19 protein-coding genes are annotated in these 24,454 nt (G+C 72.7%); 9 read left to right on the top strand and 10 right to left on the bottom strand.

Translation table 11 applies throughout. The features are described from left to right. Positions 1 to 39: 39 nt before the first annotated feature. Both IE316_RS28980 and IE316_RS28975 read right to left on the bottom strand, forming a co-directional pair. Positions 40 to 837 (bottom strand): SAM-dependent methyltransferase, encoded by a 798-nt coding sequence (locus tag IE316_RS28980; protein ID WP_190207491.1) that lies wholly within the window; start codon positions 835 to 837, stop codon positions 40 to 42. Between the two features lie 48 nt (positions 838 to 885). Beyond that, positions 886 to 1,749 carry a Sco1979 family transcriptional regulator gene (locus IE316_RS28975; RefSeq protein WP_190207490.1) on the bottom strand — a complete coding sequence of 288 codons (864 nt, stop codon included), beginning with the start codon at positions 1,747 to 1,749 and terminating at the stop codon, positions 886 to 888. A 167-nt stretch (positions 1,750 to 1,916) separates the two neighbouring features. On the opposite strand from IE316_RS28975, the gene IE316_RS28970 reads away from it, so the two are divergent. Continuing rightward, positions 1,917 to 2,342, top strand: a complete 426-nt coding sequence (locus tag IE316_RS28970) for a hypothetical protein (protein WP_190207489.1) — start codon at positions 1,917 to 1,919, stop codon at positions 2,340 to 2,342. On the opposite strand, the gene IE316_RS28965 is transcribed toward IE316_RS28970, so the two are convergent. Next, the gene (locus tag IE316_RS28965) at positions 2,324 to 3,145 is read right to left on the bottom strand and encodes a helix-turn-helix domain-containing protein (protein ID WP_190207488.1); all 822 of its coding nucleotides are present in this window, start codon (positions 3,143 to 3,145) and stop codon (positions 2,324 to 2,326) included. The genes IE316_RS28970 and IE316_RS28965 overlap by 19 nt on opposite strands. A gap of 121 nt (positions 3,146 to 3,266) precedes the next feature. On the opposite strand from IE316_RS28965, the gene IE316_RS28960 reads away from it, so the two are divergent. From IE316_RS28960 to IE316_RS28950, 3 genes are all read left to right on the top strand, one after another. Beyond that, on the top strand, positions 3,267 to 3,572 hold the full coding sequence (locus IE316_RS28960; protein ID WP_190207487.1) for a 4a-hydroxytetrahydrobiopterin dehydratase: 306 nt from the start codon (positions 3,267 to 3,269) through the stop codon (positions 3,570 to 3,572). 6 nt (positions 3,573 to 3,578) lie between these two features. Then, on the top strand, positions 3,579 to 4,319 hold the full coding sequence (locus IE316_RS28955) for a class I SAM-dependent methyltransferase (RefSeq protein ID WP_190207486.1): 741 nt from the start codon (positions 3,579 to 3,581) through the stop codon (positions 4,317 to 4,319). 170 nt (positions 4,320 to 4,489) lie between these two features. Further along, positions 4,490 to 6,358, top strand: coding sequence for a rhamnogalacturonan lyase (locus IE316_RS28950; protein ID WP_190207485.1), 1,869 nt, complete (start codon positions 4,490 to 4,492; stop codon positions 6,356 to 6,358). 43 nt (positions 6,359 to 6,401) lie between these two features. On the opposite strand, the gene IE316_RS28945 is transcribed toward IE316_RS28950, so the two are convergent. After that, positions 6,402 to 9,038 carry a cellulose binding domain-containing protein gene (locus IE316_RS28945; RefSeq protein WP_190207484.1) on the bottom strand — a complete coding sequence of 879 codons (2,637 nt, stop codon included), beginning with the start codon at positions 9,036 to 9,038 and terminating at the stop codon, positions 6,402 to 6,404. Between the two features lie 100 nt (positions 9,039 to 9,138). Further along, the gene (locus IE316_RS28940; RefSeq protein ID WP_190207483.1) at positions 9,139 to 12,054 is read right to left on the bottom strand and encodes a glycoside hydrolase family 48 protein; all 2,916 of its coding nucleotides are present in this window, start codon (positions 12,052 to 12,054) and stop codon (positions 9,139 to 9,141) included. A gap of 253 nt (positions 12,055 to 12,307) precedes the next feature. Here IE316_RS28940 and IE316_RS28935 point away from each other — a divergent pair, with 253 nt between their 5' ends. Then, positions 12,308 to 14,041: a glycoside hydrolase family 6 protein gene (locus tag IE316_RS28935; protein ID WP_190207482.1), complete on the top strand. Its 1,734-nt coding sequence runs from the start codon at positions 12,308 to 12,310 to the stop codon at positions 14,039 to 14,041. Positions 14,042 to 14,212: 171 nt separating this feature from the next. Here IE316_RS28935 and IE316_RS28930 read toward each other — a convergent pair whose 3' ends face one another. The 3 genes from IE316_RS28930 to IE316_RS28920 form a co-directional block, all read right to left on the bottom strand. Then, a complete protein-coding gene (locus IE316_RS28930) occupies positions 14,213 to 15,049 on the bottom strand; it encodes an aldo/keto reductase (protein WP_190207481.1) in 837 nt (278 codons plus the stop codon). Between the two features lie 85 nt (positions 15,050 to 15,134). Next, positions 15,135 to 16,961 carry an AMP-dependent synthetase/ligase gene (locus tag IE316_RS28925; protein WP_190207480.1) on the bottom strand — a complete coding sequence of 609 codons (1,827 nt, stop codon included), beginning with the start codon at positions 16,959 to 16,961 and terminating at the stop codon, positions 15,135 to 15,137. A 210-nt stretch (positions 16,962 to 17,171) separates the two neighbouring features. Continuing rightward, positions 17,172 to 18,689 carry an MFS transporter gene (locus tag IE316_RS28920; RefSeq protein WP_190207479.1) on the bottom strand — a complete coding sequence of 506 codons (1,518 nt, stop codon included), beginning with the start codon at positions 18,687 to 18,689 and terminating at the stop codon, positions 17,172 to 17,174. Positions 18,690 to 18,801: 112 nt separating this feature from the next. On the opposite strand from IE316_RS28920, the gene IE316_RS28915 reads away from it, so the two are divergent. Then, positions 18,802 to 19,782, top strand: coding sequence for an Lrp/AsnC family transcriptional regulator (locus IE316_RS28915; protein WP_190207478.1), 981 nt, complete (start codon positions 18,802 to 18,804; stop codon positions 19,780 to 19,782). Here IE316_RS28915 and IE316_RS28910 read toward each other — a convergent pair. After that, entirely contained in the window at positions 19,757 to 20,641 is an 885-nt protein-coding gene (locus IE316_RS28910) for a LysR substrate-binding domain-containing protein (RefSeq protein WP_190207477.1), read from the bottom strand. The two genes, IE316_RS28915 and IE316_RS28910, sit on opposite strands and share 26 nt — an antisense overlap. 152 nt (positions 20,642 to 20,793) lie before the next feature. On the opposite strand from IE316_RS28910, the gene IE316_RS28905 reads away from it, so the two are divergent. Further along, entirely contained in the window at positions 20,794 to 21,843 is a 1,050-nt protein-coding gene (locus IE316_RS28905) for a bile acid:sodium symporter family protein (RefSeq protein ID WP_190207476.1), read from the top strand. Positions 21,844 to 21,856: 13 nt separating this feature from the next. Here IE316_RS28905 and fdhD read toward each other — a convergent pair whose 3' ends face one another. Then, the gene (gene fdhD, locus IE316_RS28900) at positions 21,857 to 22,690 is read right to left on the bottom strand and encodes a formate dehydrogenase accessory sulfurtransferase FdhD (protein ID WP_190207475.1); all 834 of its coding nucleotides are present in this window, start codon (positions 22,688 to 22,690) and stop codon (positions 21,857 to 21,859) included. A gap of 268 nt (positions 22,691 to 22,958) precedes the next feature. On the opposite strand from fdhD, the gene IE316_RS28895 reads away from it, so the two are divergent. After that, on the top strand, positions 22,959 to 24,296 hold the full coding sequence (locus IE316_RS28895; protein WP_190207474.1) for an OFA family MFS transporter: 1,338 nt from the start codon (positions 22,959 to 22,961) through the stop codon (positions 24,294 to 24,296). Next, positions 24,265 to 24,399, top strand: a complete 135-nt coding sequence (locus IE316_RS36035) for an MFS transporter small subunit (protein ID WP_268257657.1) — start codon at positions 24,265 to 24,267, stop codon at positions 24,397 to 24,399. Before IE316_RS28895 ends, IE316_RS36035 begins: the two co-directional genes overlap by 32 nt. Positions 24,400 to 24,454: the final 55 nt, after the last annotated feature.

Below are 24,454 nucleotides of genomic sequence, written 5' to 3'. Positions count from 1 at the left end.
CGGGCGCGGGAGCGCACCCGTTCACGGCACCCGTACGGGTCAGGGCTTGCGCGCCACCCCCGCGTACACCGGCACGATGCCCTCCGCCTGCGCGGCTACGTCCTCCGCCTCCGGACGCCACCCGGTCACCGGGATCACCCCGGGACCCAGCAGCTCCAGCCCGTCGAAGAACCGCGCGAACTCCGCCAGCGGGCGCGGGAAGAACGGGGTGCCGCCGCGCGCGAACAGGGCGGCGGCCTTCGCGACGGCCTCAGGGTTCAGGTCCGGGGTGACCTGCGACAGGATCAGATGACTGCCCGGCGCGAGCGCCGCCACGTACCGCTTCAGCAGGTCGTGCGCCGCGTCGTCCAGATAGTGGGTGAGCGCCACCAGCGACAGCGCGACCGGCCGGTCGAAGTCCAGCGACTCGCCCGCCAGCCGCAGGATCGTCTCCGGGTCGCGGACATCGGCGTGCACGTAGTCGGTGCTGCCCTCGGCGGAGCCGTGCAGCAGCGCCTCGGCGTGCCGCAGCACGATCGGGTCGTTGTCCGCGTACACCACCCGGGACTCGGCGGTCACGCCCTGCGCGACCTGGTGCAGGTTCGGCTCGGTGGGGATGCCGGTGCCGATGTCGAGGAACTGGCGGACGCCCGCCTCGGCGACCGTGCGCACCGCCCGGTGCATGAACCGGCGGTTGGCGCGCGCCCCGCGCACCACCGTGTCGTCGACGGCGAGGATCTTCCGGGCCAGTTCCTCGTCCACCGGGTAGTTGTCCTTGCCGCCCAGCCACCAGTCGTAGACACGCGCGGGGTGCGGCCGGCTGGTGTCGATGGGCGGCACGGCGTCGGTTCGGGTCATGCTCGGTGTACTCCTCGGGTCGGCGTGCGATGGCGCGGACGGGCCGGGTCAGAATCTGTCGCGGTACTCCCGCAGGATCTCCTCGGTGCGCCGCGTGGAGGCGGCCAGTGCCGTCATGTGGTCGAGGACCTCCAGATGAGTGGAGACCTCGCCGCGGGAGTCCAGGTAGAGGGCGCCGGTCAGGTACTCGGTGACGACCAGGTCCGGCAGCTCCGGCTCGGCGAACCGGAACAGGGTGAACGGCGCGTACGTCCCCGGGTGCGGGCCGTCAGCGAACTCGGCGATCTGCAGGGTCACCCGGTCCCGGGCGCCGAACTCCAGCAACTTGTCGAGCTGTTCGCGCATCACCGAGCCGTCGATGCTCACCGGTCGGCGCAGCACCGTCTCGTCCATCACCACCCACAGGTGCGGCGGGTCGGGCCGCTCCAGCAGCCCCTGCCGCTCCTTGCGCAGCGCCACGTGCCGCTCGACCGCCTCCTCGCCGACGGTGCCGACGGTCCCGGCGGCCAGCACGGCCCGCGCGTACTCCTCGGTCTGGAGCAGGCCCGGCACGAAGTGCGGCTCGTAGGAGCGGATGATCCGGGCGGCGCCCTCCAGGCTGACGTACAGGCTGAACCAGTCCGGCAGCACGTCGTGGTACCGCTGCCACCAGCCCGGCCGGTTCGCCTCCTCCGCGAGCGAGACGAACGCCGCCACCTCGTCCTCCGGCACCCCGTACGCGGTCAGCAGGAGCTGGAGGTACGGGATCTTCAGGGCGACCTCGGCGATCTCCATCCGGCGGACGGTGGCCGGAGCCACCCGCAGGATCCGCGCGGCCTGCTCCCGGGTCAGTCCGGCCGCCTCCCGCAGTTCCTGGAGCCGTCTGCCCAGCACCACTTGACCGACGGTGGGCGCGGCCCGCCGCTCGCTCACCGCCCCGCCTCCCCGACCTGTTCAGGCATGGCGGAAGTCTGTCATGTTCGGCCCCACGAGCCCAGCGCGGACCGGCGGCATTACCCGGCGGGTAATCGACCGGTGCCCGCCCGGCCGGGATCGTGGAGGACGTACCGACCGACCCCGACGCCCCGGAGGGTGCCCCCATGTCCACCACCACGATGGCCGCGCTCGCCCGTACCGCCGAGCCGCAGGCGATGCTCCGCCGGTTCCTCGCCCTGGACGCCGCGGTCACCGGCGCCAACGCGCTCGCCTACCTCGCCCTGTCCGGGCCGCTCGGCCGGTTCCTCGGCGCCGGCTCCCGCACGCTGCTCGCCCTCGGCGCCTTCCTCGCCGCCTACGCGGTGGCCGTCGCCCTGCTCGCCGCCCGCCGCAGGCCGCCGGCGCTCGGGGTGCGGGCGGTGGTGGAGGCCAACCTCGCCTGGGCCGCGGTGAGCGTCGCCGCCCTCGCCCTGTGGCTGACGCCCACCCCGGCCGGCGCGGTCTGGACCGTCCTGCAGGCCCTCGTCGTCACCGGCTTCGCCCTGCTCCAGCACCTCGCGCTGAGGCAGCGTCAGGCGACGGCCGACTGAAGGTACTTGACCGTCGCCGGGTCGGCCGGGAGCAGCGTCTCGATGGCCAGCTCGGCGACGGTCACGTCCATCGGCGTGTTGAAGGTGGCGATGGACGAGATGAACGACAGGGTGTGCCCGGCGTGCTCGATCCGCAGCGGCAGCGCGAAGTACGGCACCGGCTCGTCCGGTTCCGCGCCGGGCGCGTCCGCCGGGACCGGATAGGCGGCCACCTCCTCGTACAGCGCCCGCAGCCGCTGCGAGCGGGACAGCGCGATCTGCCGTTCCATCTGGGCCAGCAGATGCCCGCGCCACTCGCGCAGATTGCGGATGCGCGGGGCGAGCCCCTCGGGGTGCAGGGTGAGCCGTATCGCGTTCAGCGGCGGTTCCAGCAGGTGGGGCGCCACGCCCTCGGTCAGCGTCAGCACGCCCCGGTTGGCGGCCAGCACCCGGTAGGTGGCGTCGACCACCAGCGCCGGGTAGGGCTCGTAGCCGCGGATCAGTTGCTCCATGCCCGCGCGCAGGGCGTCCAGCGCCGGGTCGTCCAGCGGGGTCTCCGGGTAGCGCGGGGCGTAACCGGCCGCCAGCAGCAGCGCGTTGCGCTCCCGCACCGGCACCTCCAGATGCCCGGCGAGCCGCAGCACCATCTCCTCGCTCGGCCGGGAGCGGCCCGTCTCGATGAAGCTGATGTGCCGGGCGGAGGAGCCGGCCCGCAGCGCCAGCTCCAACTGGCTCACCCGGCGCCGCTCCCGCCAGGCCCGCAGCAGCGGGCCCACGCCCCGGTCGGCGACGGTGGCGGTGGCGATGGAGGGGGAAACGGTCATACCGGGAACGGTAGTCGACCGAACGCCGTCCCGGGGCGGTCCGGGCGGGCCGACCAGCGCCCCGGCGGCCGGGCTGTGGCACGCTGAGGGGAGCCGGACCCTTGACGAGAGGAGCGCAGCCATGCCCGTCCGACCGCTGCCGCGGCAGGAGATCGAGGAGCGGCTCGCCGCACTGCCGGGCTGGTCGCTCGACGGCGACCGGATCACCCGCTCCTACCGGCTCGCCTCGCACGCCGCGGCCACCGCGATGGTCGTGCACATCGCCCAGGTCCAGGACGAACTGGACCACCACTCCGACCTGACCCTCGGCTACGACACCGTGTCGCTGAGCGTGCACACCCACAGCGCGGGCGGCGCCGTCACCGACAAGGACCTGGAGCTGGCCCGCCGGGTGGAGGAGCTGTCCGCCGGTCACGGGGCGCAGTGAGGCACCGTGCTCGACTACGACCAGGAAGCGGAGCGGTACGACGCCCTGCGCGGCGGTGAGCCCCGCGCCGAGGCCGCCGCCGCGGCGGTCCTCGGCCTGCTCCCGGCGCGGGCCCGCACCCTGCTCGACGTGGGCTGCGGCACCGGCATCGTCACCCGGCGCCTCGCGGCCGCCCGCGCCGGACTGCGGGTGACCGGCGTGGACCTCGCCCCCGCCATGCTGCGCCGCGCCGCCGGCCGGCTGCCCGGCCGGGTGGTCCGCGCCGACAGCCGCCAACTGCCGTTCGCCGACGGGGTGTTCGACGCGGTCAGCAGTGTCTGGCTGCTGCACCTGGTGGGCAGCCCCGACGCCGCGCGAACCGTCGTCGGCGAGTGCGCCCGGGTGCTGCGGCCCGGCGGGGTGTACGTCACCACCGTCGACAAGGGCGCCGCGCACAACGTCGGCAGTGACATCGACGCCGTGCTCGCCGCCCGCCCGCCCAGCGTCCCCCCGGACACCCGGCAGGCCGTCGAGGGGTACGCCCGCGAGCACGGCCTGGTGCCGGCCGGCGAGGCCCGCTTCACCGGCCACGGGCAGGGCCGCAGCCCCCGGCGGGCCATCGCGGACCTGCGGCGCGGCTGGTTCATGACGCTGCCGCCCGGCACCCCGCTGGCCGACCTCTTCGCGGCCCGCCTCGCCGCCCTCCCCGAGCAGGACCGGCCCCGCCCGGACCCGGTGTTCACACTGCGGGCGTTCCGCAGAACCTGAGGGGACCCGGGCGGAGGGGACGGCAACCGCCTGGGAGCGCCGGGGGATCGGGGCGGAGCGGACGGCAACTGCCCGGGAGTGCCGGGGGATCGGGGCGTGCGGGGCGGCAACCCCCGCGCCCCCGGCGGCGACCGGTAGTCGGAATCCTTCCGTCCTCCCAGGAGGCCCCCATGAGGCACCCGCACCGGCGCCGCGGACGCCGGGTCCCGCTCACGGCCCTCGCCGTCGCCGCCGCCCTGGCCGGCACCGCCCTCACCCTCACCCCCGGCACCGCCGAGGCGGCCACCGCCCGGCAGGTGGAGAAGCTCGACCGGGGCGTGGTCAGCGTCCACACCGGCACCGGCAACCTGATCAGTTGGCGCTGGCTGGCCACCGACCCCGACACCGTCTCCTTCAACGTCTACCGGGCCGGCACCAAGGTCAACTCCACGCCGGTCACCGGCTCCACCGACTACTTCCACGCCGGCGCCCCGAACTCCGCCGACTACACCGTCCGCGCCGTCGTGAACGGCGTCGAACAGGCCGACTCGGTGCACGCGATCCAGTTCCGGGCCGGCTACAAGGACGTCCCGCTCTCCCCGCCCGCCGGCGGCACCACCCCCGACGGCGTCGCCTACACCTACGAGGCCAACGACGCCTCCGTGGCGGACCTCGACGGCGACGGCGCCCTCGACTTCGTGCTGAAGTGGCAGCCCACCAACGCCAAGGACAACTCCCAGTCCGGGTACACCGGCAACACCGTCGTCGACGGCATCAGACTCGACGGCACCCGGCTGTGGCGGATCGACCTGGGCCGCAACATCCGCTCGGGCGCCCACTACACCCAGTTCCAGGCGTACGACTACGACGGCGACGGCAAGGCCGAGGTCGCCATGAAGACCGCCGACGGCACGGTCGACGGCACCGGCGCGGTCATCGGCAACGCCTCCGCCGACCACCGCAACTCCAGCGGCTACGTCCTGTCCGGGCCCGAGTACCTGACCATGTTCAACGGGCAGACCGGCAAGGCGATGGGTACCGTCGACTACGTACCGGCCCGGGGCACGGTCTCCTCCTGGGGCGACTCCTACGGCAACCGCGTCGACCGCTTCCTCGCCGGCACCGCCTACCTGGACGGCGCCCGCCCCTCGCTGATCATGGCCCGGGGCTACTACACGCGGTCCGTCATCGCCGCCTGGGACTGGCGAGGCGGCGCCTTCACCCGCCGCTGGACCTTCGACACCAACTCCTCCACCAACGCCGGCCGGGGCTACGACGGCCAGGGCTCGCACAGCCTGTCCGTCGGCGACGTCGACAACGACGGCAAGGACGAGATCGTGTACGGGGCGATGGCCGTGGACGACAACGGCAGCGGCCTGTGGACCGCGCGGACCGGGCACGGCGACGCCCAGCACCTGGCCGACCTCGACCCGTCGACGCCCGGCCTGGAGTACTTCAAGGTCTCCGAGTCCGCCTCCCAGCCCGCCGAGCTGTATCTGAACCCCGCCAGCGGCGCCGTCCGCTGGAAGCTCGCCGCCTGCTGCGACAACGGCCGGGGCGTCGCCGGGGACGTCTGGGCGGGCAACGACGGCGCCGAGGTCTGGTCGGCCTCCGACACCGCGATCCGCGACGAGGCTGGCGCCACCAAGGGCCGCGAGCCGTCCTCCGCCAACTTCCTGTCCTGGTGGGACGGCGACCCCGTGCGCGAACTCCTCGACGGCACGAAGATCGACAAGTACGGCCCCTCGTCCGACACCCGGCTGCTGACCGGCTCCGGCGTCGCCTCGAACAACGGCACCAAGGCGACCCCGGCCCTCTCGGGCGACATCCTCGGCGACTGGCGCGAGGAGGTCGTCTGGCGCACCAGTGACAACAGGAACCTGCGGATCTACTCGACGCCGTACGAGACGAGCACCCGGATCACCACCCTGCTGCACGACACCATGTACCGCACCGCCCTGGCATGGCAGAACAGCGGCTACAACCAGCCGCCGCACCCGAGCTTCTACCTGGGTGACAAGATGCCGACGGCCCCGCGCCCGTCCGTCTACACCCCGTGAGACCCGGTGGGGGCGGGTCCGCCCGCCCCCACCGCGTGCCCGCTCAGGTCACCGCGCAGGTCCGGTCGCCCAGCGTGAAGGCGGCCGGTTTCCCGTTGCCCCCCTTCCAGTCACCGGTGAACCCGAAGCTCACCGAGGAGCCGGGCTTCACGGTGGCGTTCCAGCCCACGTTCCTCGCCGTCACCGTCGCGCCCGACTGGGCGTACTCGGCGTTCCACGCCGCAGTCACCTTCTGCCCGTCGGGGAACGCCCAGCTCAGTGACCAGTTCGACCAGGTGGCGGTGCCGGTGTTGGTCAGCCGTACGTCCGCCTGGAAGCCGCCCGGCCACTCGTTGGTGACCTGGTACGTCACCGCGCAGGCGCCCGTCGGCTCCGGGCCCGGGTCCGTGCCGCCCGCGGTGTCGCCGTAGACGACGCCCCGCCCGTTGGTGGAGACGTACACCCGGCCGTAGACCCGCGGGTCGCCGGTGATGGCGGCGCCGGTCCAGCCCCACTGGTGGGCGTCGTCGTTGATCCGGGTCCAGGTCGCGCCCCGGTCGGTGGAGCGGAAGATGCCGCGCACCCCGCCGATCTTGGCGCTGGTGTAGAGGGTCTGGTACGAGGCGCCGGGTGCCGCCTTGCCGAAGCCGATGGTGTCGGCCTCGCCGACGTTCGCCAGCCTGCCGAAGCTCTTGCCGCCGTCGGTGGAGTGCCACAGGCCGTAGGTGCCGCCCGCCTCGCCGCCCGCCAGCCAGATGTCGCCCTTGGTGCCGGGCAGCGCCTTGAAGCGGACGCTGTCCCCGTCGGGCAGGCCGGTCGCGGGGGAGGCCGTGAAGGTGGCGCCGCCGTCCGTGCTGACGTAGAACGTCCCGGACTTGAAGCCGTAGAAGGTCTTCGGGTCGACCCGGTCGGACTCGACGACCGCGCCGGCCGGGATGCCGCTCGACGCCGACCAGGAGGTGCCGAAGCCCGTCGTGTACCGCACACCGGTGCCGTCCGGGCTCCACACGAACCGGCTGCCGTCGGCCCCCGCCGCCACCGTGCCGCCGCCGGTCACCCCCGACGGGTCGGTGCCGGCGGACCAGGTGGCGCCGTTGTCCGTGGAGAACGCGATGTGCGGCCCGGAGTCGGCGTTGCCCGCCCGGACCACCACGTCCGGCCTGGTCTCGGCGAAGTCCAGACTGGTGCCGGTGGTGAAGGTGGGGGAGGTGAACATCATCGGCGGGACCTTGGTGAGGTCGGTGTGCCGGAAGCCGCCCAGGTCACCGAGGGCGCTGAGCAGCGGGGCGCCCGACGGGGGCGAGACCAGGTCGTTGACGGCCGTCTCCTCCAGCCCCTGGACCATCGGCCGCACGGTGAACTTGCCCCCGCTGTCCCAGGCGGTCAGGTTCTCCGTGCCGTAGATCGTCGCGCCCGTGCCGTACATCATCCGGTCGGAGTCGAACGGGTCGATCTCCAGCGCCTCCGTCATCCACCCCAGCTTCGGCGTCTGCTCGGGCGGCGCGGGGTTCGCGCCCCAGGTCAGCCAGGGGGAGGACGAGACGTCCATGGTGTAGCGGTTCTCCCGGGCGGGGTAGGAGGTGTAGTCCCACGCCTTGGTCCAGGTGCCGCCGCTGTCCCTGGAGCGGAAGATCTGGGTGTCCGGCCACCAGGAGCTGTACGCGGTCGCCATCACCGTGCCCGGGTGCTGCCGGTCGACGCTCAGCCCGCTGTAGCCGAAGGAGGTGTCGGCCTCGGCGACCGGGCTGATGTCCGTCCACTGCCCGGTCCTCGTCGCGTACCGGTACAGCTTGCCCTTGCCGCCGTCGTAGGGGCCGCCGGTGTCGCTGTAGGCCAGGAAGAGGTAGCCGTTCTCCGCGTCCAGGACGCCCTTGTGGGCCAGATAGCCCGTGGGCTGGCCCGGCAGGCGCTGCCAGGTGGCGCCCGCGTCCGTCGAGCGGTAGACGGCGTTCTCCTTGTCGGCCACCCCCACGTAGACCGTCTTGGTGGCGCTGCCCGGGGTGCCGGTGGACTCGTCGAAGGTGACCCAGACGACGCCCTGGTTGTCGGAGGCGTAGCCGCTGGTGTCGCCCGGGTCCTGCGCGTAGTTCCCGGGGTTGGGGAAGGCCGTGACCCGCTGCCAGGTGACACCCGCGTCGGTCGACCGCCACAGGCCCTGGCCGCTGGGCGCGCCCAGGTACAGTACGTCGTTGTCGTGCGGGTCGACGGCGAGCCGCTCGCCCATGCCCCGGCCGGGCATGTTGCCGCCCAGCTTGAACGGCAGGTCCGTCTTCTTCCAGGTGGCGCCCCGGTCGGCCGAGCGCAGCACCGCGCCGTCGCCCGGGTCCCAGGAGTTGGTGTACGTGCCGACCGCCGCGTACACCCGGTCCGGGTCCACGGCGTCGGTGGCGATGCTCGCCACCCCGGTGTGTCCCCAGTCGTCCCAGCCGACGTGGTCGAGCAGCGGCGTCCAGGTCTTCGTCGACTCCTGCCAGCGGTAGGCGCCACCGATGTCGGTCCGGGCGTAGGCCAGGTCCTTCTCCGAGCGGTTGAAGACGATGCCGGGGACGAAACCGCCGCCGTCGATCCGGGCGTTCTTCCAGGTGTAGCTGTCCGCGGCGACCGGCACCCCGGAGGGGCCGGCGGCCAGCGCGGGCGCGGCGCCCGTGAGCAGACCGGCCGTCAGCGCGAGCACGGCCGTGAGGATGCGCGTTCTTCGCACGGTGCGGGATTCCTTCCGAGGGGGCGGCACGCGACGATCGGGCGGTCCCCCGTGCGGAGGGGGACCGCCCGACGCGGTACGCGGAGCCTTTAGCGGGGACTTATTCGAGGAGCTCCGCGTACGAGCCCATGGCCAGGGCGATGTCGGCCTGGGCCCAGAACCGGTGGTACGTGAAGACGGGCGCGGCACCGCCCGCGAGGTAGCTCTCGACCTTCGACCAGGCCGGGTCGTCCTCGTAGAAGGAACGGATGGACTCGAACGTCGACGACGAGTTGATCGCGTCGCCGTTGGGCATGGTGCCGGTCCAGCCGCTGGGGACGTACACCGAGTCGTCGAAGCGGTTGTAGTCGGCGCGGGTCTCCGGGACGGCGATGCCGAGCGCGTCCTGGTTGTTCTCCCACATGCCGTCCAGCAGCGCCTTCGCCGTGCTCGCCGCCGCGGTGTCACCCGAGCGGTCCGCGTAGTACGTCAGCGTCTTGGCGTAGGCCGCCGCCACCCCGACGTCGTTGGTGTAGTCCGCGACCGTGACGTGCAGGCCGCTGTTGGCACCCGGCGAGGAGGCGTTCCAGGTGTCGGGCTTGCCCGACCACTGGAGCGTCGACGGGATCCGGAAGGTGCCGTCGGGGTTGACCGTGGTCTCCGACAGCGCCCAGTCGACCCACTTGTCCAGGACCGCCTTGGCCTTGGCGTCACCGGTCTGCTGGTAGTACTCGGCGACCCGCTCCATGGACCACGCCTGGAAGCCGAACCACTGGTTGGACGGCGGGTCGTGGTACACCGGCGCCTCGTCGTAGTACATGCCGTAGAAGGTCGGCGTCCCGCTCGGCGGGGTCGCGTAGCGGCCCTGCCAACTGTTGGTCGCGCCGCCCGCGATGGCCCCCTCGTCGGACTGCAGCCAGCGGTAGAACTCCAGTTGCCGGCTCAGCGACTTCGCCCAGTCCGCCGCGCCCGACGACGACTTCGGCTTCAGGTCGGCGTAGCTGCTCAGCGCGTACGCCGCCAGCGGGTTCTGGTAGCCGCCGTGGGTGTGGCTGGAGCCGATCCGCCAGGCCCAGCCCGCGGAGGTGTCGTAGGCCCCGCCCCAGGCGTAGTACCAGGAGAGCAGGTAGTGCGAGGAGTCCTTGCCGGTGCCCGCCGGGCAGGACGTGGGCCCCACGCAGTTGCCGACCTTCTTGAAGTACTTGTCGTACATGGCGTACCGCAGGTAGTCGCCCATCTTCGCGGCCTTGGCGACGGTCGCGGAGACCTGCGAGCCCTTGCCCTGCTGCTCGGCCCAGACGTCCGCCCAGTACGCGGCCTGCACGGCCCGCGCGTCGGCGTCCGGGGCGTTGGTGTACTTCCACTGCTTGGCGTAGGAGGAGTCACCGGTGAACAGGTCCAGGTAGCCGTTCTTCCCGCCGTACTTGAAGGCGTCGCAGGTCGGCTGCGGCACCGTCTCCCACACGGACTCCTGCACCCCGCGCTGGAAGGTGTTGATGTACGACGGTCCGGTGTCGGACGGGCCCGCCTCGCACTTGCCGGGCGAGTTGCCGTACCCGTACACGTTGTCCACGTCCTGCAGCCAGTGCATGCCGTAGACGTCGTCCGTGCCGTACGCCGACTTCAGCTCGCCGGCGATCGGGTCCGGACCCACCGAGACACCGGTGTCGAGCCGGGCCGGGTACTGCTGCGGCGTGTCCAGCTCGGGCGCGTAGGTGGCCGGCTTGGAGGCGTTGTACGAGGAGTTGGTGGGCTGGTCGGCGTGGGTCGGGATCATGTACTTCTCCATGATCTCCCACGCGCCGTTGAACTTCGTCCAGTCACCGGTGACCTTGCCGTACATGGCCTGGAGCCACAGCAGATAGCTGTACGCCTCGGAGGTGGTCTCGTGGCCGTGGTCCGGCGCCTCGACGATCAGCGTCTCCACCGAGTGGTACGGGATGCCCTCGGGGGAGAAGTAGCCGTTCGCCGGGTCGGTGATCTTCCCGTACAGCTCCAGGAACCGCTCGTCGTACTCCTTGGCGGCCGCCAGTTGGGTCACGGTGACCGTGGCCTTGCCGTGCCCGGGGGCGGTCGACTCGAAGACCGCCGAGCCGGTGCCGGAGGAGTCGGCCGCGATGGTCACCTTCTGCGCGGTGTTCCAGTTCGACGGCGTGAAGGTGAGCGTCCCGCCGCCGCTGACCGAGAGGCCCGAGTTCCCGCTGGCCCGCGCGGTGGTGACGGTCACGTTGGCGGTCGGCTGCTTGGACAGCTTGACCTCGAACGTGCCCGACGTGCCCTGGCGGACGCCCAGTTGGGTGGGCGAGGCGACGACGGTGGGCCCGGAGGAGACGGTGATGCCGACCGGGGTGGAACTCGCCGACGCGCCCAGGCTGTCGTACGCCTTCGCCACCAGGGAGTGGTTGCCCACGGCCAGATTGGCGGCGGAGTGCGTGAAGGGGGCGCTGGTGTCGGTGGCCAGCAGGGTGGTGTCGTCGTAGAACTCCACCTTGGTGATGGTGGCGTTGTCCGCGGCGGCGGCCGTGGCGGCCAGCGGCACCAGCTCGCCCTGCGAGTAGACCGCGCCCGGCTGGGGGCTGGTCAGCACGGCGATCGGTGCCTGGTGGGCGCCGGTGCACGCGGTGCCGTTGATGGAGAAGGAGGTCGGCGCGGTGTTGGTGCCGCTGTAGCTGAACTGGGCGCCGGTGGTCACCGCGGCGCCGGCGCCGATTCGGGCGTTGTAGGGGGCGTTCTTGACGGTCACCGTCTGCCCGGACTGCGACCAGGTACCGTTCCAGCCGTTGGAGAGCTTCTGGTTGCCGCTGTATCCGTACGTCAGCGTCCAACCGTCCAGGGCCTCGGTACCGCGGTTGGTGAGCGTCAGTTCCGCGGTGAAACCGGAACCCCAGTCGTTCGTCTTGTAGTCCACGCTGCACTGGACCGCCGCCGCGTGCGCGGTGGTCGAGCCGGTGCCCAGCATGGTCAGCGGGAGCGCCAGGGCCGCCAGCGCGGCGGTCCACAGCCGCCGCGTGGTGCGGCGTCTTCGTGCGGGATGCATGGTGCTGGTTCCTCCTTGCGGCTCGGAACGAGGGGGGAGGAGCGACAAGCCTTGAACCAGTGGGAGCGCTCCCATGTTGAAGAGGCGGGGTGGGGCGGTCAAGATGCTTGAAGAGTCGAAAATATTCGACGGTACTTCTTGCGGGAAGTTCGGTTCCGCCTCTGTTCTTTGCCCTGGCTTGGCGCTAGCTTCATCGGCACCAGTGGGAGCGGTTCCATCAATCGGCACACGACCGAAGAGGAAACCCGCATCCATGAGCCGTACCAGAACAGCGTTACTGGCCGCCCTGGCGCTCGTCGCAGGGGCAACCGGGACGGCGGTCGCCGTCGTTCCCGGAGACGTCGGCGCGGCGGCCGTACCCTGCACCGTGGACTACAAGGTGCAGAACCAGTGGGACACCGGCTTCACCGCCGCCGTCACGATCACCAACAACAGTGCCGCCAAGACGTCCTGGTCGCTGAAGTGGTCCTACGCCGGCAACCAGAAGGTCGTCAACGGCTGGAACGCGAAGATCAGCCAGAGCGGCACCGCGGTCACCGCCGCCAACGAGTCGTACAACGCCGCCCTGTCCACCGGCGGCTCCGTGAGCTTCGGTTTCCAGGGCAGCTACAGCGGCACCAACGCCGTCCCGGCCACCTTCACCCTGGACGGAGTGACCTGCAACGTCGACGGCGGCGGCGGTCCGACCGACCCGGGCGGCCCGACCGACCCGGGCAACCCCGGCAACCCGGGCACCCGGGTGGACAACCCGTACGCCGGCGCCAAGGGCTATGTGAACCCGGAGTGGTCCGCGAAGGCCGCGGCCGAGCCCGGCGGCAGCCGGATCTCCAACCAGCCCACCGGTGTGTGGCTGGACCGGACCGCCGCGATCAACGGTGTCAACGGCGGCATGGGCCTGCGGGACCACCTCGACGAGGCGCTGCGGCAGAAGGGCTCCGACGAGCTGTACATCCAGCTCGTCATCTACAACCTGCCCGGCCGTGACTGCGCCGCCCTCGCCTCCAACGGCGAGCTGGGCCCGACGGAGATCGACAAGTACAAGACGCAGTACATCGACCCGATCGCCAAGATCCTGTCGGACTCGAAGTACGCCTCGCTGCGGATCGTTCCCATCATCGAGATCGACTCGCTGCCCAACCTGGTCACCAACGTCAGCCCGCGGGCCACCGCCACGCCCACCTGCGACGTGATGAAGGCCAACGGCAACTACCAGAAGGGCGTCGGCTACGCGCTGAACAAGCTCGGCGACGTGCCCAACGTCTACAACTACATCGACGCCGGACACCACGGCTGGCTGGGCTGGGACGACAACTTCGGCCCCTCGGCCGAGATGTTCAAGACCGCCGCGACCACCGAGGGCGCGACCGTCAACGACGTGCACGGCTTCATCGTCAACACCGCCAACTACAGCGCCCTCAAGGAGGACAACTTCAAGATCACGGACACCGTGAACGGGACGTCCGTGCGCCAGTCGAAGTGGGTGGACTGGAACCGCTACGTCGACGAGCAGTCCTACGCCCAGGCGATGCGCGAGAAGCTGGTCTCGATCGGCTTCGACAGCAAGATCGGCATGCTGATCGACACCTCCCGCAACGGCTGGGGCGGCAGCAAGCGGCCCACCGGGCCCGGCGCCACCACGAACGTCGACACCTACGTCGACGGCGGCCGCTACGACCGCCGGCTCAACACCGGCAACTGGTGCAACCAGGCCGGAGCGGGCCTCGGCGAGCGGCCGCGGGCCAACCCGGCCACCGGGATCGACGCCTACGTCTGGATCAAGCCCCCGGGTGAGTCCGACGGCGCCAGCAAGGCGATCGAGAACGACGAGGGCAAGGGCTTCGACCGGATGTGCGACCCCACGTACACCGGCAACCCGCGGAACAACAACAACATGTCCGGCGCGCTGCCCGACGCGCCGCTGTCCGGGCACTGGTTCTCCGCGCAGTTCCAGGAGCTCATGAAGAACGCCTACCCGCCGCTGTCATAAGCCGCACTCCGCCCCACGGGGCCCGGTCTCTTCCTCCCAGGGCCGGGCCCCACCGGGCGTCGCCGGCGGAGCCGGCCAGGGGATCGGCCGGCTCCGGCCGGGTGCGCCGAAGGCCCGGCACCCCCGTGGAAGGGGGCGCCGGGCCTTCGGAGTGCGTCGGCCGGCGGGCGGTCAGGCCACGTCGAAGGTGGCCGGGTCCGGGCCGGTGCGCCGGTCCTCGTTCAGCGCGCTGATCGCGGCGAGGTCCTCGTCGTCCAGGCTGAAGTCGAAGACCTCGATGTTCTCCTTGATCCGCGACGGGGTCACGGACTTGGGGATCACGATGTTGCCGAGCTGGAGGTGCCAGCGCAGCACGACCTGCGCCGGGGTGCGGCCGTGCTTGCGGCCGATGGCGACGATCGCCGGGACCTCCAGGATGCCCTTGCCGGAGCCGAGCGGCGACCACGCCTCGGTGGCGATGCCCCGCTCCGCGTGGTATTCGCGGGCGGCGGCCTGCTGGAGGTGCGGGTGCAGCTCGATCTGGTTGACCGCCGGGACGACCGAGGTCTCGCCGGCCAGCTTCTCCAGGTGCTCGGGCAGGAAGTTGGAGACGCCGATGGCCCGGGCCCGGCCGTCGGAGAGGAGCTTCTCGAACGCCTTGTAGGTGTCGACGTAACGGTCCCGGGCGGGCAGCGGCCAGTGGATCAGGTACAGGTCCACGTACTCCAGGCCGAGCTTCTCCAGGGAGGCGTCGAAGGCGCGCAGGGTGGAGTCGTAGCCCTGGTCGGCGTTCCACAGCTTGGTGGTGACGAAGAGGTCCTCGCGGGGGACGCCGGAGGCGGCGATGGCCCGGCCGGTGCCCTTCTCGTTGCCGTAGGCCGCCGCGGTGTCGATGCTGCGGTAGCCGGACTCCAGTGCCGTCGCGACGGCCTTCTCGGCCTCGTCGTCCGGCACCTGCCAGACACCGAAGCCGAGCTGGGGCATCTCGACGCCGTTGTTCAGGACGATCGGGGGAACCTGGCTGCTCACGAGTGTGTCGACCCTTCGGTTGTGGTCAGGTGGTACTCCCATCGTCAACGATCACACGGCGGGATGCATTCCTGACCGGGGAATCTCATGCCCGGTAGAGTGCCTCGACCTCGGCCGCGTATGCCTTCTCGATCGCCTTCCGCTTCAGTTTCAGCGAGGGGGTGAGCAGTCCCTGCTCCTCGGTGAACGGCTGGGCCAGGATCCGGAAGGTCTTGATCGCCTCGGCCTGGGAGACCAGCGTGTTGGCGGCGACCACCGCCCGGCGCACCTCCGCCTCCAGCTCCGCGTCCCGCACGAGCCGGGCCGGGTCGAGCCGGGGCTTGTCGCACATCGCCAGCCAGTGTTCGACGGCCTCCCGGTCCAGGGTGATCAGGGCGGCGATGTACGGCCGGTCGTTGCCGACCACGACGCACTGGCCGACCAGCGGATGGTCCCGGACCCGCTCCTCCAGCGGCCCCGGCGGGACGCTCTTGCCGCCGGAGGTCACCAGGATCTCCTTCTTGCGGCCGGTGATGGTCAGATAGCCGTCCGCGTCGAGGGTGCCGAGGTCGCCGGTGGCCAGCCAGCCGTCGTGCAGGGCCTCGTCGGTGGCCTTGGGGTTGTTCAGATAGCCCTGGAAGACGTTGGCGCCGCGCAGCCAGATCTCGCCGTCGTCCGCGAGGTGCACGCCGACGCCCGGCACCGGCGGGCCGACCGTGCCGAAGCGGGTGCGGCCGGGCGGGTTGGCGGTGGCCGCCGCGGTGGACTCGGTCAGGCCGTAGCCCTCGTAGATCCGTACGCCCGCGCCGGCGAAGAACAGGCCGAGCCGCCGGTCCATCGCCGAGCCGCCCGACATCGCGGTGCGCAGGTGCCCGCCCAGCGCCGCCCGGACCTTGGCGTAGACGAGCCGGTCGAAGAGCTGGTGCCGCATCCGCAGCCCCGCCGAGGGCCCGGGGCCCTCGCCCCACGCCTTGGCCTCCAGCGCCTCCGCGTACTCGACGGCCACCTCCACGGCCCGCTGGAACGGCCCGGCCCGGCCCTCCCGCTCGGCCCGGCGCCGCGCCGCGTCGAACACCTTCTCGAAGATGTACGGCACGGCCAGCACGAAGGTCGGCCGGAACGCCGCCAGGTCCGGCAGCAGCGCGGCGGCGTCGAGCCGCGGCTGGTGGCCGAAGCGGACCCGGCCGCGGACCGCGGCGACCTCCACCATCCGCCCGAAGACATGGGCCAGCGGCAGGAACAGCAGGGTGGAGACCTCCTCGCCCCGGCGGGAGCGGAACACCGGCGCCCAGCGGTCCAGGACGGTGTCCGCCTCGTACATCAGGTTGCCGTGCGAGAGCACACAGCCCTTGGGGCGGCCCGTGGTGCCGGAGGTGTAGATCACGGTCGCCACCGACTCGGGCGTGACCGCGCGGCGGTGGCGGTGCACCACCTCGTCGTCGAGGTGGGCGCCGGCGTCGTACAGCTCGCGCACCGCGCCCGAGTCGAGCTGCCAGAGCCGGCTCAGGTGGGGGAGGCGGTCGATGACGGTGGCGATGGTCATCGCGTGGTCCTCGTGCTCCACCACCGCGGCGCCGACCTCGGCGTCGTGCAGCATCCAGAAGCACTGCTCGGCCGAGGAGGTCGGGTAGACGGGCACCACCTGGGCGCCGATGCTCCACAGCGCGAAGTCGAACAGCGTCCACTCGTAGCGGGTACGGGACATGATCGCGACCCGGTCGCCGAACCGGACGCCCTGGGCGAGCAGGCCCTTGGCGAGGGCCAGCACCTCGTCGCGGAACTCGGCGGCGGTCACCTCCCGCCACCGCCCCGCCGTGTCCTTGCGGCCCAGGGCGACGCGCTCCGGGTCCTCCCGGGCGTTCTGGAAGACCGCGTCGGCCAGGCCGCCCACCGGCGGCGCCAGGCCGGACGGAGGGCTCGTGAACTCGCGCAAACCCCGCTCCCGATGCTTGTGGCGTCCCGCACGGCGCCGTGAAAGCTACCCCACCCCCGGCGGGGGCGGGAGGGGGCGCGATCACCTGCCGGGCGCTCGTCCGCGCTGGTCAGCGGGGGACATTGCGCTCACGCGGGGAAGGGTCGGACAGTTTCCGGACCCTTGGGCGAGGTTCGGTGGAGCTATCTGCACCGAACCTGTACGCCATGGTTACCGGCGGTACGGCGGTCGGTCGCGGGTGGTGGCCCGCTCCTCGTCCAGCGTGGGCGCGGCCGTTTCCGTCACTGTCCCGCGCGGTCCCCGCCCGCTCTTGGCCAGTGCCAGCACCAGCACCCCGGCGAGCGCGGCCACCGCCCCGGCGGTCACCGCCGCCGCGTTCAGCCCGGAGGCGAAGGCCGCGCGCAGCGCCTGCTCCGGGAAGGTCCCGCGCAGCGCTCCGGCGGCGCCGCCCGCGAGCGCGTGGGCCGCGTCGTGCGGCAGCCGGTCCTCCATCGACGAGGTCAGCACCGTGCCGAAGACCGCGATGCCGAGCGCATAGCCGAGCTGGCGGAAGGTGTTGACCGCGCCGCCCGCCATCCCGGCCCGCTCCGGCGGCACCGCCGCCAGCGCCGCCCCGGCGATCCCCGGCGCGGCCAGTCCGGTGCCCACGCCGACCAGCAGCAGTCCCGGCACCAGCGCCGACGCCGTGGACGAGGCGTCGAGGGACGCCATGCAGAACTGGCCGACGCCGATCAGCAGCAGCCCGCCCCCGATGGTGAACCGCGCCGGCACCCCGTGCAGCAGCCGTCCGCCCGCCGCGGCCACCGCGAACGAGGCCAGCGACAGCCACAGGAACACCAGGCCGCCGCGGACCGGGCTCATCCCGAGCAGCGTCTGCAGCCAGATGGAGGTGTACGCCAGCAGCGCGAACGCCCCCGCGTTGAACGCCAGCGCCCCCAGCATCACCGCCGAGAACGCGGGCCGCGCGAACAGCCGGGGATCGAGCAGCGGATCGGCGGAGCGCCGCTCCACGGCGACGAAGGCGCCCAGCGCCAGCACCGCCCCGGCGAAGGAGGCCACCGTGCCGGCCTCCGTCCAGCCGTGCGACCCGGCCCGCACCGCCCCGTACGTCACCGTCCCGGCGAACGCCGCGAACGCCGCCGTACCCGGCCAGTCGACCCGGCGGCCGGCCGCCCCCCGCGACTCCGGCACCACCCGCAGCGTCAGCCACACCGCGACGACGCTCACCGGCAGGTTCACCCAGAAGATCCACCGCCAGCCGGGACCGTCGGTCAGCAGCCCGCCCAGCACCGGCCCGACCGCCGCCGCCACGCCGCTCACCGCGCCCCACACCCCGAGCGCCACCGACCGCCGCCGGCCCTGGTAGACCGAGCCCAGCAGCGGCAGCGTCGTGGCGAACATCGCCGCCGCCCCCACGCCCTGCAGGGCCCGGGCGGCCACCAGCATCCCCGGCCCGGCCGCCAGCCCGCACAGCAGCGACGCCACCGCGAACAGCGCCACACCGGCCACGTGCGTCCGCCGCCGCCCCAGCACGTCGGCCGCGGCGCCCGCGCCGAGCAGCAGCGCCGCCAGCGCCAGCGCGTACCCGTCCATCACCCACTGCAGATCGCTCAGCGAGGCGTCCAGCCCCCGCGCCATGTCCGGCAGCGCCACCACCGCGATCGTCACGTCCAGCAACAGCATGAACGTGCCCAGGCAGACCGCCGTCAGCGGTCCCCATGCGCGCATTGTCCCCACTCCTTCGACACACTCCGTCCGGTCCTCCGTACGATGCGCCGGGCACGGCCGATGACCCCGCCGCCCGGCGGCCCGGCGACGGAACTCGACACGAGAGAGCGCGATGGAGACGGAATCCGACACCTTCGACCGGCTCGACCTGCGGCTGCTGTGCGCGCTGGAGATCGACGGCCGGGCCTCGTTCAGCCGGCTCGGCGCGCTGCTCGGCGTCTCCGACCGCACGGTCGCCCGCCGCTACCGCAGGCTGTGCGCCGAGGCCGGGCTGCGGGTGCTGGCGGTCCGCGACGCCGAGCGGCTCGGCCAGGACCAGTGGACGCTGCGGCTGCGCTGCGTCCCCGACAGCGCGCTCGCCATCGCCGACGCGCTCGCCAAACGGCCCGACACCCACTGGATCGGGCTCGCCTCGGGCGGCACCGAGGTGATCTTCGGCACCCGCCCGCGCACCGCCGGCGACCGCGACGACCTGCTGCTCGGCAAGCTGCCGCGCACCCCGCGGGTGCTGGAGATCCGGGCCCACCAACTGCTGCACCGCTTCCACGGCGGCCCCTCCGGCTGGCTCCTGAAGCACGGCGCCCTCACCGACGAGGAGATCGCCGCGCTGCGGCCCCCGGCCCCGGCCGCCGGCCGGCCCGCCCGGATCGACCCCGAGGACGAGCCGCTGCTCGCCGTCCTGGAGCGGGACGGCCGCGCCTCCTACCCGGAACTCCAGCGCGCCACCGGCCGTTCCGAGTCGGCCGTCAAACGCCGGCTGGCGGCGCTGCTCGCCTCCGGCGCGCTCTACATCGACGTCGAGTACGACTCGGCGGCGTTCGGGCACCCGGTGGTCGCCGCCCTGTGGATCACCGCCGGTCCGGCCGCCCTGCACCGGGTCGGCCAGGCCCTCGCCGGCCACCCCCAGATCGCCCACGCGGCGGCGACCGCGGGCCCCGCCAACCTGATCGCCACCGCCGTCACCCGCAGCACCGCCGACCTGTACGCCTATCTCAGCGGCCCGCTCGGGCACCTGGCGGGCGTCCAGCACGTGGAGGCGTCGCCGTTCCTGCGCCGGGTCAAGCAGCTCATCTACCCGCGGCCGGTGTCCTGACCGCGTGCAGCCGGTCGCCGCCCGCGAGGATCGCCGCCGCCAGCGCGTCCGCCGCCTCCTGCGCCGCGGTGCGCCGCTCCCCGGCGAGCAGCACGAAGTCCACCCGGCCCAGCTCCGGCAGCCCGGCCCGGTCGGGGACGCGCACCAGACCGGGCGGGATCAGCCCCCGGCTGTGCGCCATCACGCCGAGGCCCGCGCGGGCCGCCGCGATCAGACCGTTGAGGCTGCCGCTGGTGCAGGCCACCCGCCACGGGCGGCCCTGGCGCTGGAGCGCCTCCAGGGCGAGCGCCCGGGTGATGCCCGGCGGCGGGTAGACGATCAGCGGCACCGGACGGGCCGGGTCCAGGCGCAGCGTCTCGGCGCCGATCCACACCAGCCGGTCGTGCCAGACCAGCTCGCCCCGCCGGTCCTCCGGCCGCCGCTTGGCCAGCACCAGGTCCAGCTTCCCGGCCGCCAGGTGCTCGTGCAGGGTGCCGGACAGCTCCACCGTCAGCTCCAGGTCGACCTCGGGGTGGTCGTGCCGGAAGCGCTCCAGGATCTCGGGCAGCCGGGTCAGCACGAAGTCCTCCGAGGCGCCGAACCGCAGTCGGCCGCGCAGCCGGGTCCCGGTGAAGAACGCCGTCGCCTGCTCGTGCACCTGGAGGATCCGGCGCGCGAAGCCGAGCATCGCCTCGCCGTCCTCGGTCAGCTCCACCGAGTGGGTGTCCCGGGTGAACAGCGGCCGGCCGGTGGCGTCCTCCAGCTTCCGCACGTGCTGGCTCACCGTCGACTGGCGCAGCCCGAGCCGCCGGGCGGCCCGCGTGAAGCTCAGCGTCTGGGCGACCGTGAGGAAGGTCCGCAGATGAGAGGGGTCGTACATCCGCTCACGTTAGTACGGGACGGGCACGGTCATCACGGGACGCGATCACAGTCAGAGTGGTGTACCGGATTCCCGATGGCCGGGTGAGGGAGCACGATGGAGCGGGGACCCGCGTCCCCGTGCCCGATGAGCGAACGAGCAAGTGGAGCACCGTGACACGCCTGCGATGGCCGCGCCGCACGCCGGTCGACCCCTACCTCCTGCTGCTGCTCGGGACGGTGGGGCTGGCGGCGCTGCTCCCGGCCCGCGGCACGGCGGCCGACGCCGCCTCCGGTGCCTCCACGGCCGCGATCGCCTTCCTGTTCTTCCTCTACGGCGCCCGTCTGTCCACCCGCGAGGCACTGGACGGACTCAAGCACTGGCGGCTCCACGTCACCGTGCTGGCCTGCACCTTCGTCGTCTTCCCGCTGCTCGGCCTGGCGGCCCGCGGCCTCGTCCCGGTGCTGCTGACCGACCCGCTCTACCAGGGCCTGCTCTTCCTCACCCTGGTCCCGTCCACCGTCCAGTCCTCCATCGCCTTCACCTCCGTCGCCCGCGGCAACGTGCCCGCCGCGATCTGCGCGGGGTCCTTCTCCTCCCTCGTCGGCATCGTCCTCACCCCGCTGCTGGCCGCCGCCCTGCTCGGCTCCTCCGGCGGCGGGTTCTCCGCCGACTCGGTGCTGAAGATCGTCCTCCAACTGCTGGTGCCGTTCGCCGCCGGACAACTGCTGCGCCGCTGGATCGGCGGCTTCGTCGCCCGGCACAAGAAGGTCCTCGGGCTGGTCGACCGGGGCTCGATCCTGCTGGTCGTCTACACCGCGTTCAGCGAGGGCGTGGTCCGGGGCGTCTGGCACCAGGTCAGCCCCGTCCGGCTCGCCGCGCTGCTGGCGGTCGAGGCGGTGCTGCTCGCCGTGATGCTGACGCTGACCTGGTACGGGGGCAAGGCGCTGCGGTTCGGCCGGGAGGACCGGATCGCACTGCAGTTCGCGGGCTCGAAGAAGTCCCTCGCCTCCGGGCTGCCGATGGCCGGCGTCCTGTTCGGCGCGCACGCCTCGCTGGCGGTGCTGCCGCTGATGCTCTTCCACCAGATGCAGCTCATGGTCTGCGCGGTCATCGCCCGACGCCGCTCGCACGACCCGGTGACCGGGGCGGAGCGCCCCGGCCCGGACCGCCCCACCGCCCGGCCACGGACCACGGCCGGCACGGGCACCCGCCCCGACTGAGCCGTACCCCCCGTCAGCCCGCCTGGGCGACGCGGTCGGCGCCCGCGTACACGTTCATCGAGCTGCCCCGCAGGAAGCCCACCAGGGTCAGGCCGGTCTCGGTGGCCAGGTCGACGGCGAGGGACGACGGGGCGGAGACGGCGGCCAGGACGGGGATGCCCGCCATGACGGCCTTCTGCGCCAGTTCGAAGGAGGCCCGCCCGGAGACGAGCAGCACGGACCGGGACAGCGGCAGCCGGCCGTCCTGCAGCGCGCGGCCGACGAGTTTGTCGACCGCGTTGTGCCGGCCGACGTCCTCGCGTACGTCGGCGAGGTCGCCGTCCTCGGTGAACAGGGCCGCCGCGTGCAGCCCGCCGGTGCGGTCGAAGACCCGCTGGGCGGCGCGCAGCCGGTCGGGGAGCCCGGCGAGGAGGCCGGGGTCGAGACGGACGGGGGGTGTGTCGGCGATGGGCCAGCGGGCGGTGGTCCGTACCGCGTCGAGGCTGGCCTTGCCGCACAGTCCGCAGGAGGAGGTGGTGTAGACGTTGCGTTCCAGGGTGATGTCGGGCAGGACCACGCCGGGCGCGGTCTGCACGTCGACCACGTTGTACGTGTTGCCGCCGTCGGCGGTGGCGCCCGCGCAGTAGACGATGTTGCGCAGGTCGTCCCGGTCGGCGAGGACGCCCTCGCTGACCAGGAACCCGGCGGCGAGCGCGAAGTCGTCGCCGGGGGTGCGCATGGTGATCGCCAGGGGCTTGCCGTTGAGCCGGATCTCCAGGGGTTCCTCGGCGACGAGGGTGTCCGGCCGGGCCGAGACGGCGCCGTCCCGGATGCGGATCACCTTGCGTCGTTCCGTGACTCGTCCCATGTCCCCATCAGTCCGTTCCGTCGGGTCGGTCCCGGTGCTGCACATGCCGGTGGCCGAAGTGTCTCGGCGAGGTGACCTCGACGATCTCATGATCCCGCAGGTGCGGGACACCGCCGTGGTCCCCTTCAGCCGGGTCTCGTCCCGGATGCCCGCCGCCCGCGTGTCGTACTCCGGCCCGGGCGGCGGGGCGGACCCCGGCGCGTGTGCGGCGATCGCGTGGTGTCCGGGGTCTTCTCAACGCGCCGGGCGGTACCTACCGTTCCGGATCATGAGTCCCCCCGTCGCACCCCCCGGCTGGAGCCGCTGGCTCGTCCCCCCGGCCGCCCTCTCGGTCCACCTCTCCATCGGGCAGGCGTACGCCTGGTCCGTGTTCAAACCGCCGCTGGAGTCCGCGCTCGGCCTCAGCGGCACCCAGAGCGCGCTCCCCTTCCAGCTCGGCATCGTGATGCTCGGGCTGTCCGCCGCGTTCGGCGGCACCCTGGTCGAGCGGCGCGGCCCGCGCTGGGCGATGACCGTCGCCCTGGTCTGCTTCTCCTCCGGCTTCCTGCTCTCCGCGCTGGGCGCGGCCACCGAGCAGTACTGGCTGATCGTCCTCGGCTACGGCTTCGTCGGCGGCATCGGCCTCGGCATCGGCTACATCTCGCCCGTCTCCACCCTGATCAAGTGGTTCCCGGACCGGCCCGGCATGGCCACCGGCATCGCCATCATGGGCTTCGGCGGCGGCGCGCTGATCGCCTCGCCCTGGTCGGCGCGGATGCTGGAGTCCTTCGGCGACGACAGCTCCGGCATCGCCCTCGCCTTCCTGGTGCACGGACTGACGTACGCCGTGTTCATGACGCTGGGCGTGCTGCTGGTGCGGGTGCCGCGCACCGCGCGTCCGGTCCAGGGCGCGCCGAGCGCGCTCGCCGGGCCGCAGGTCTCGGCGCGCGGCGCGGTCCGCACCCCGCAGTTCTGGTGCCTGTGGATCGTGCTCTGCATGAACGTCACGGCGGGCATCGGCATCCTGGAGAAGGCCGCCCCGATGATCACCGACTTCTTCGCCGGCACCTCCACACCGGTCTCCGCGACCGCCGCCGCCGGATTCGTGGCCCTGCTGTCGGCCGCCAACATGGCCGGCCGGATCGGCTGGTCCTCCGCCTCCGACCTGATCGGCCGCAAGAACGTCTACCGCGTCTACCTGGGCGCCGGCGCGGTGATGTACGCCCTGATCGCGCTGTTCGGCGACTCCTCCAAGCCGCTGTTCGTGCTCTGCGCGCTGGTCATCCTCTCCTTCTACGGCGGCGGTTTCGCCACCGCGCCCGCCTATCTGAAGGACCTCTTCGGCACCTACCAGGTCGGCGCCATCCACGGCCGGCTGCTCACCGCCTGGTCCACCGCCGGCGTCCTCGGGCCGCTGATCGTCAACTGGATCGCCGACCGGCGCGAGGAGGCCGGCCACCACGGCTCCTCCCTGTACGCCCTCTCCCTGGTGATCATGATCGGCCTGCTGGCCGTCGGCTTCGCCGCCAACGAACTCGTCCGCCCCGTCCACCCCCGCCACCACGTCCCCCGCGCCGAGACCGAGGAGGCCGCCGATGTCCCCCGACAGCAGCCAGAGTCCGCCTGACCGGCGCGGCCTGACCGTCCTGGCCTGGGCCTGGGTCGGGCTGCCGCTCGCCTACGGCCTGTACGAACTGGTACGGAAGGCGACCCAGTTGTTCACCGGGTGACGGACACCCGTCCGGCCCCCGCGCGTCTGACGGAAGCCGACAAGCCGCGCTGCCG

This window comes from Streptomyces fumanus, assembly GCF_014655295.1.
In the GTDB taxonomy this organism is placed as follows: domain Bacteria; phylum Actinomycetota; class Actinomycetes; order Streptomycetales; family Streptomycetaceae; genus Streptomyces; species Streptomyces fumanus.
This window is presented reverse-complemented; position numbering and strand designations above follow the sequence as displayed.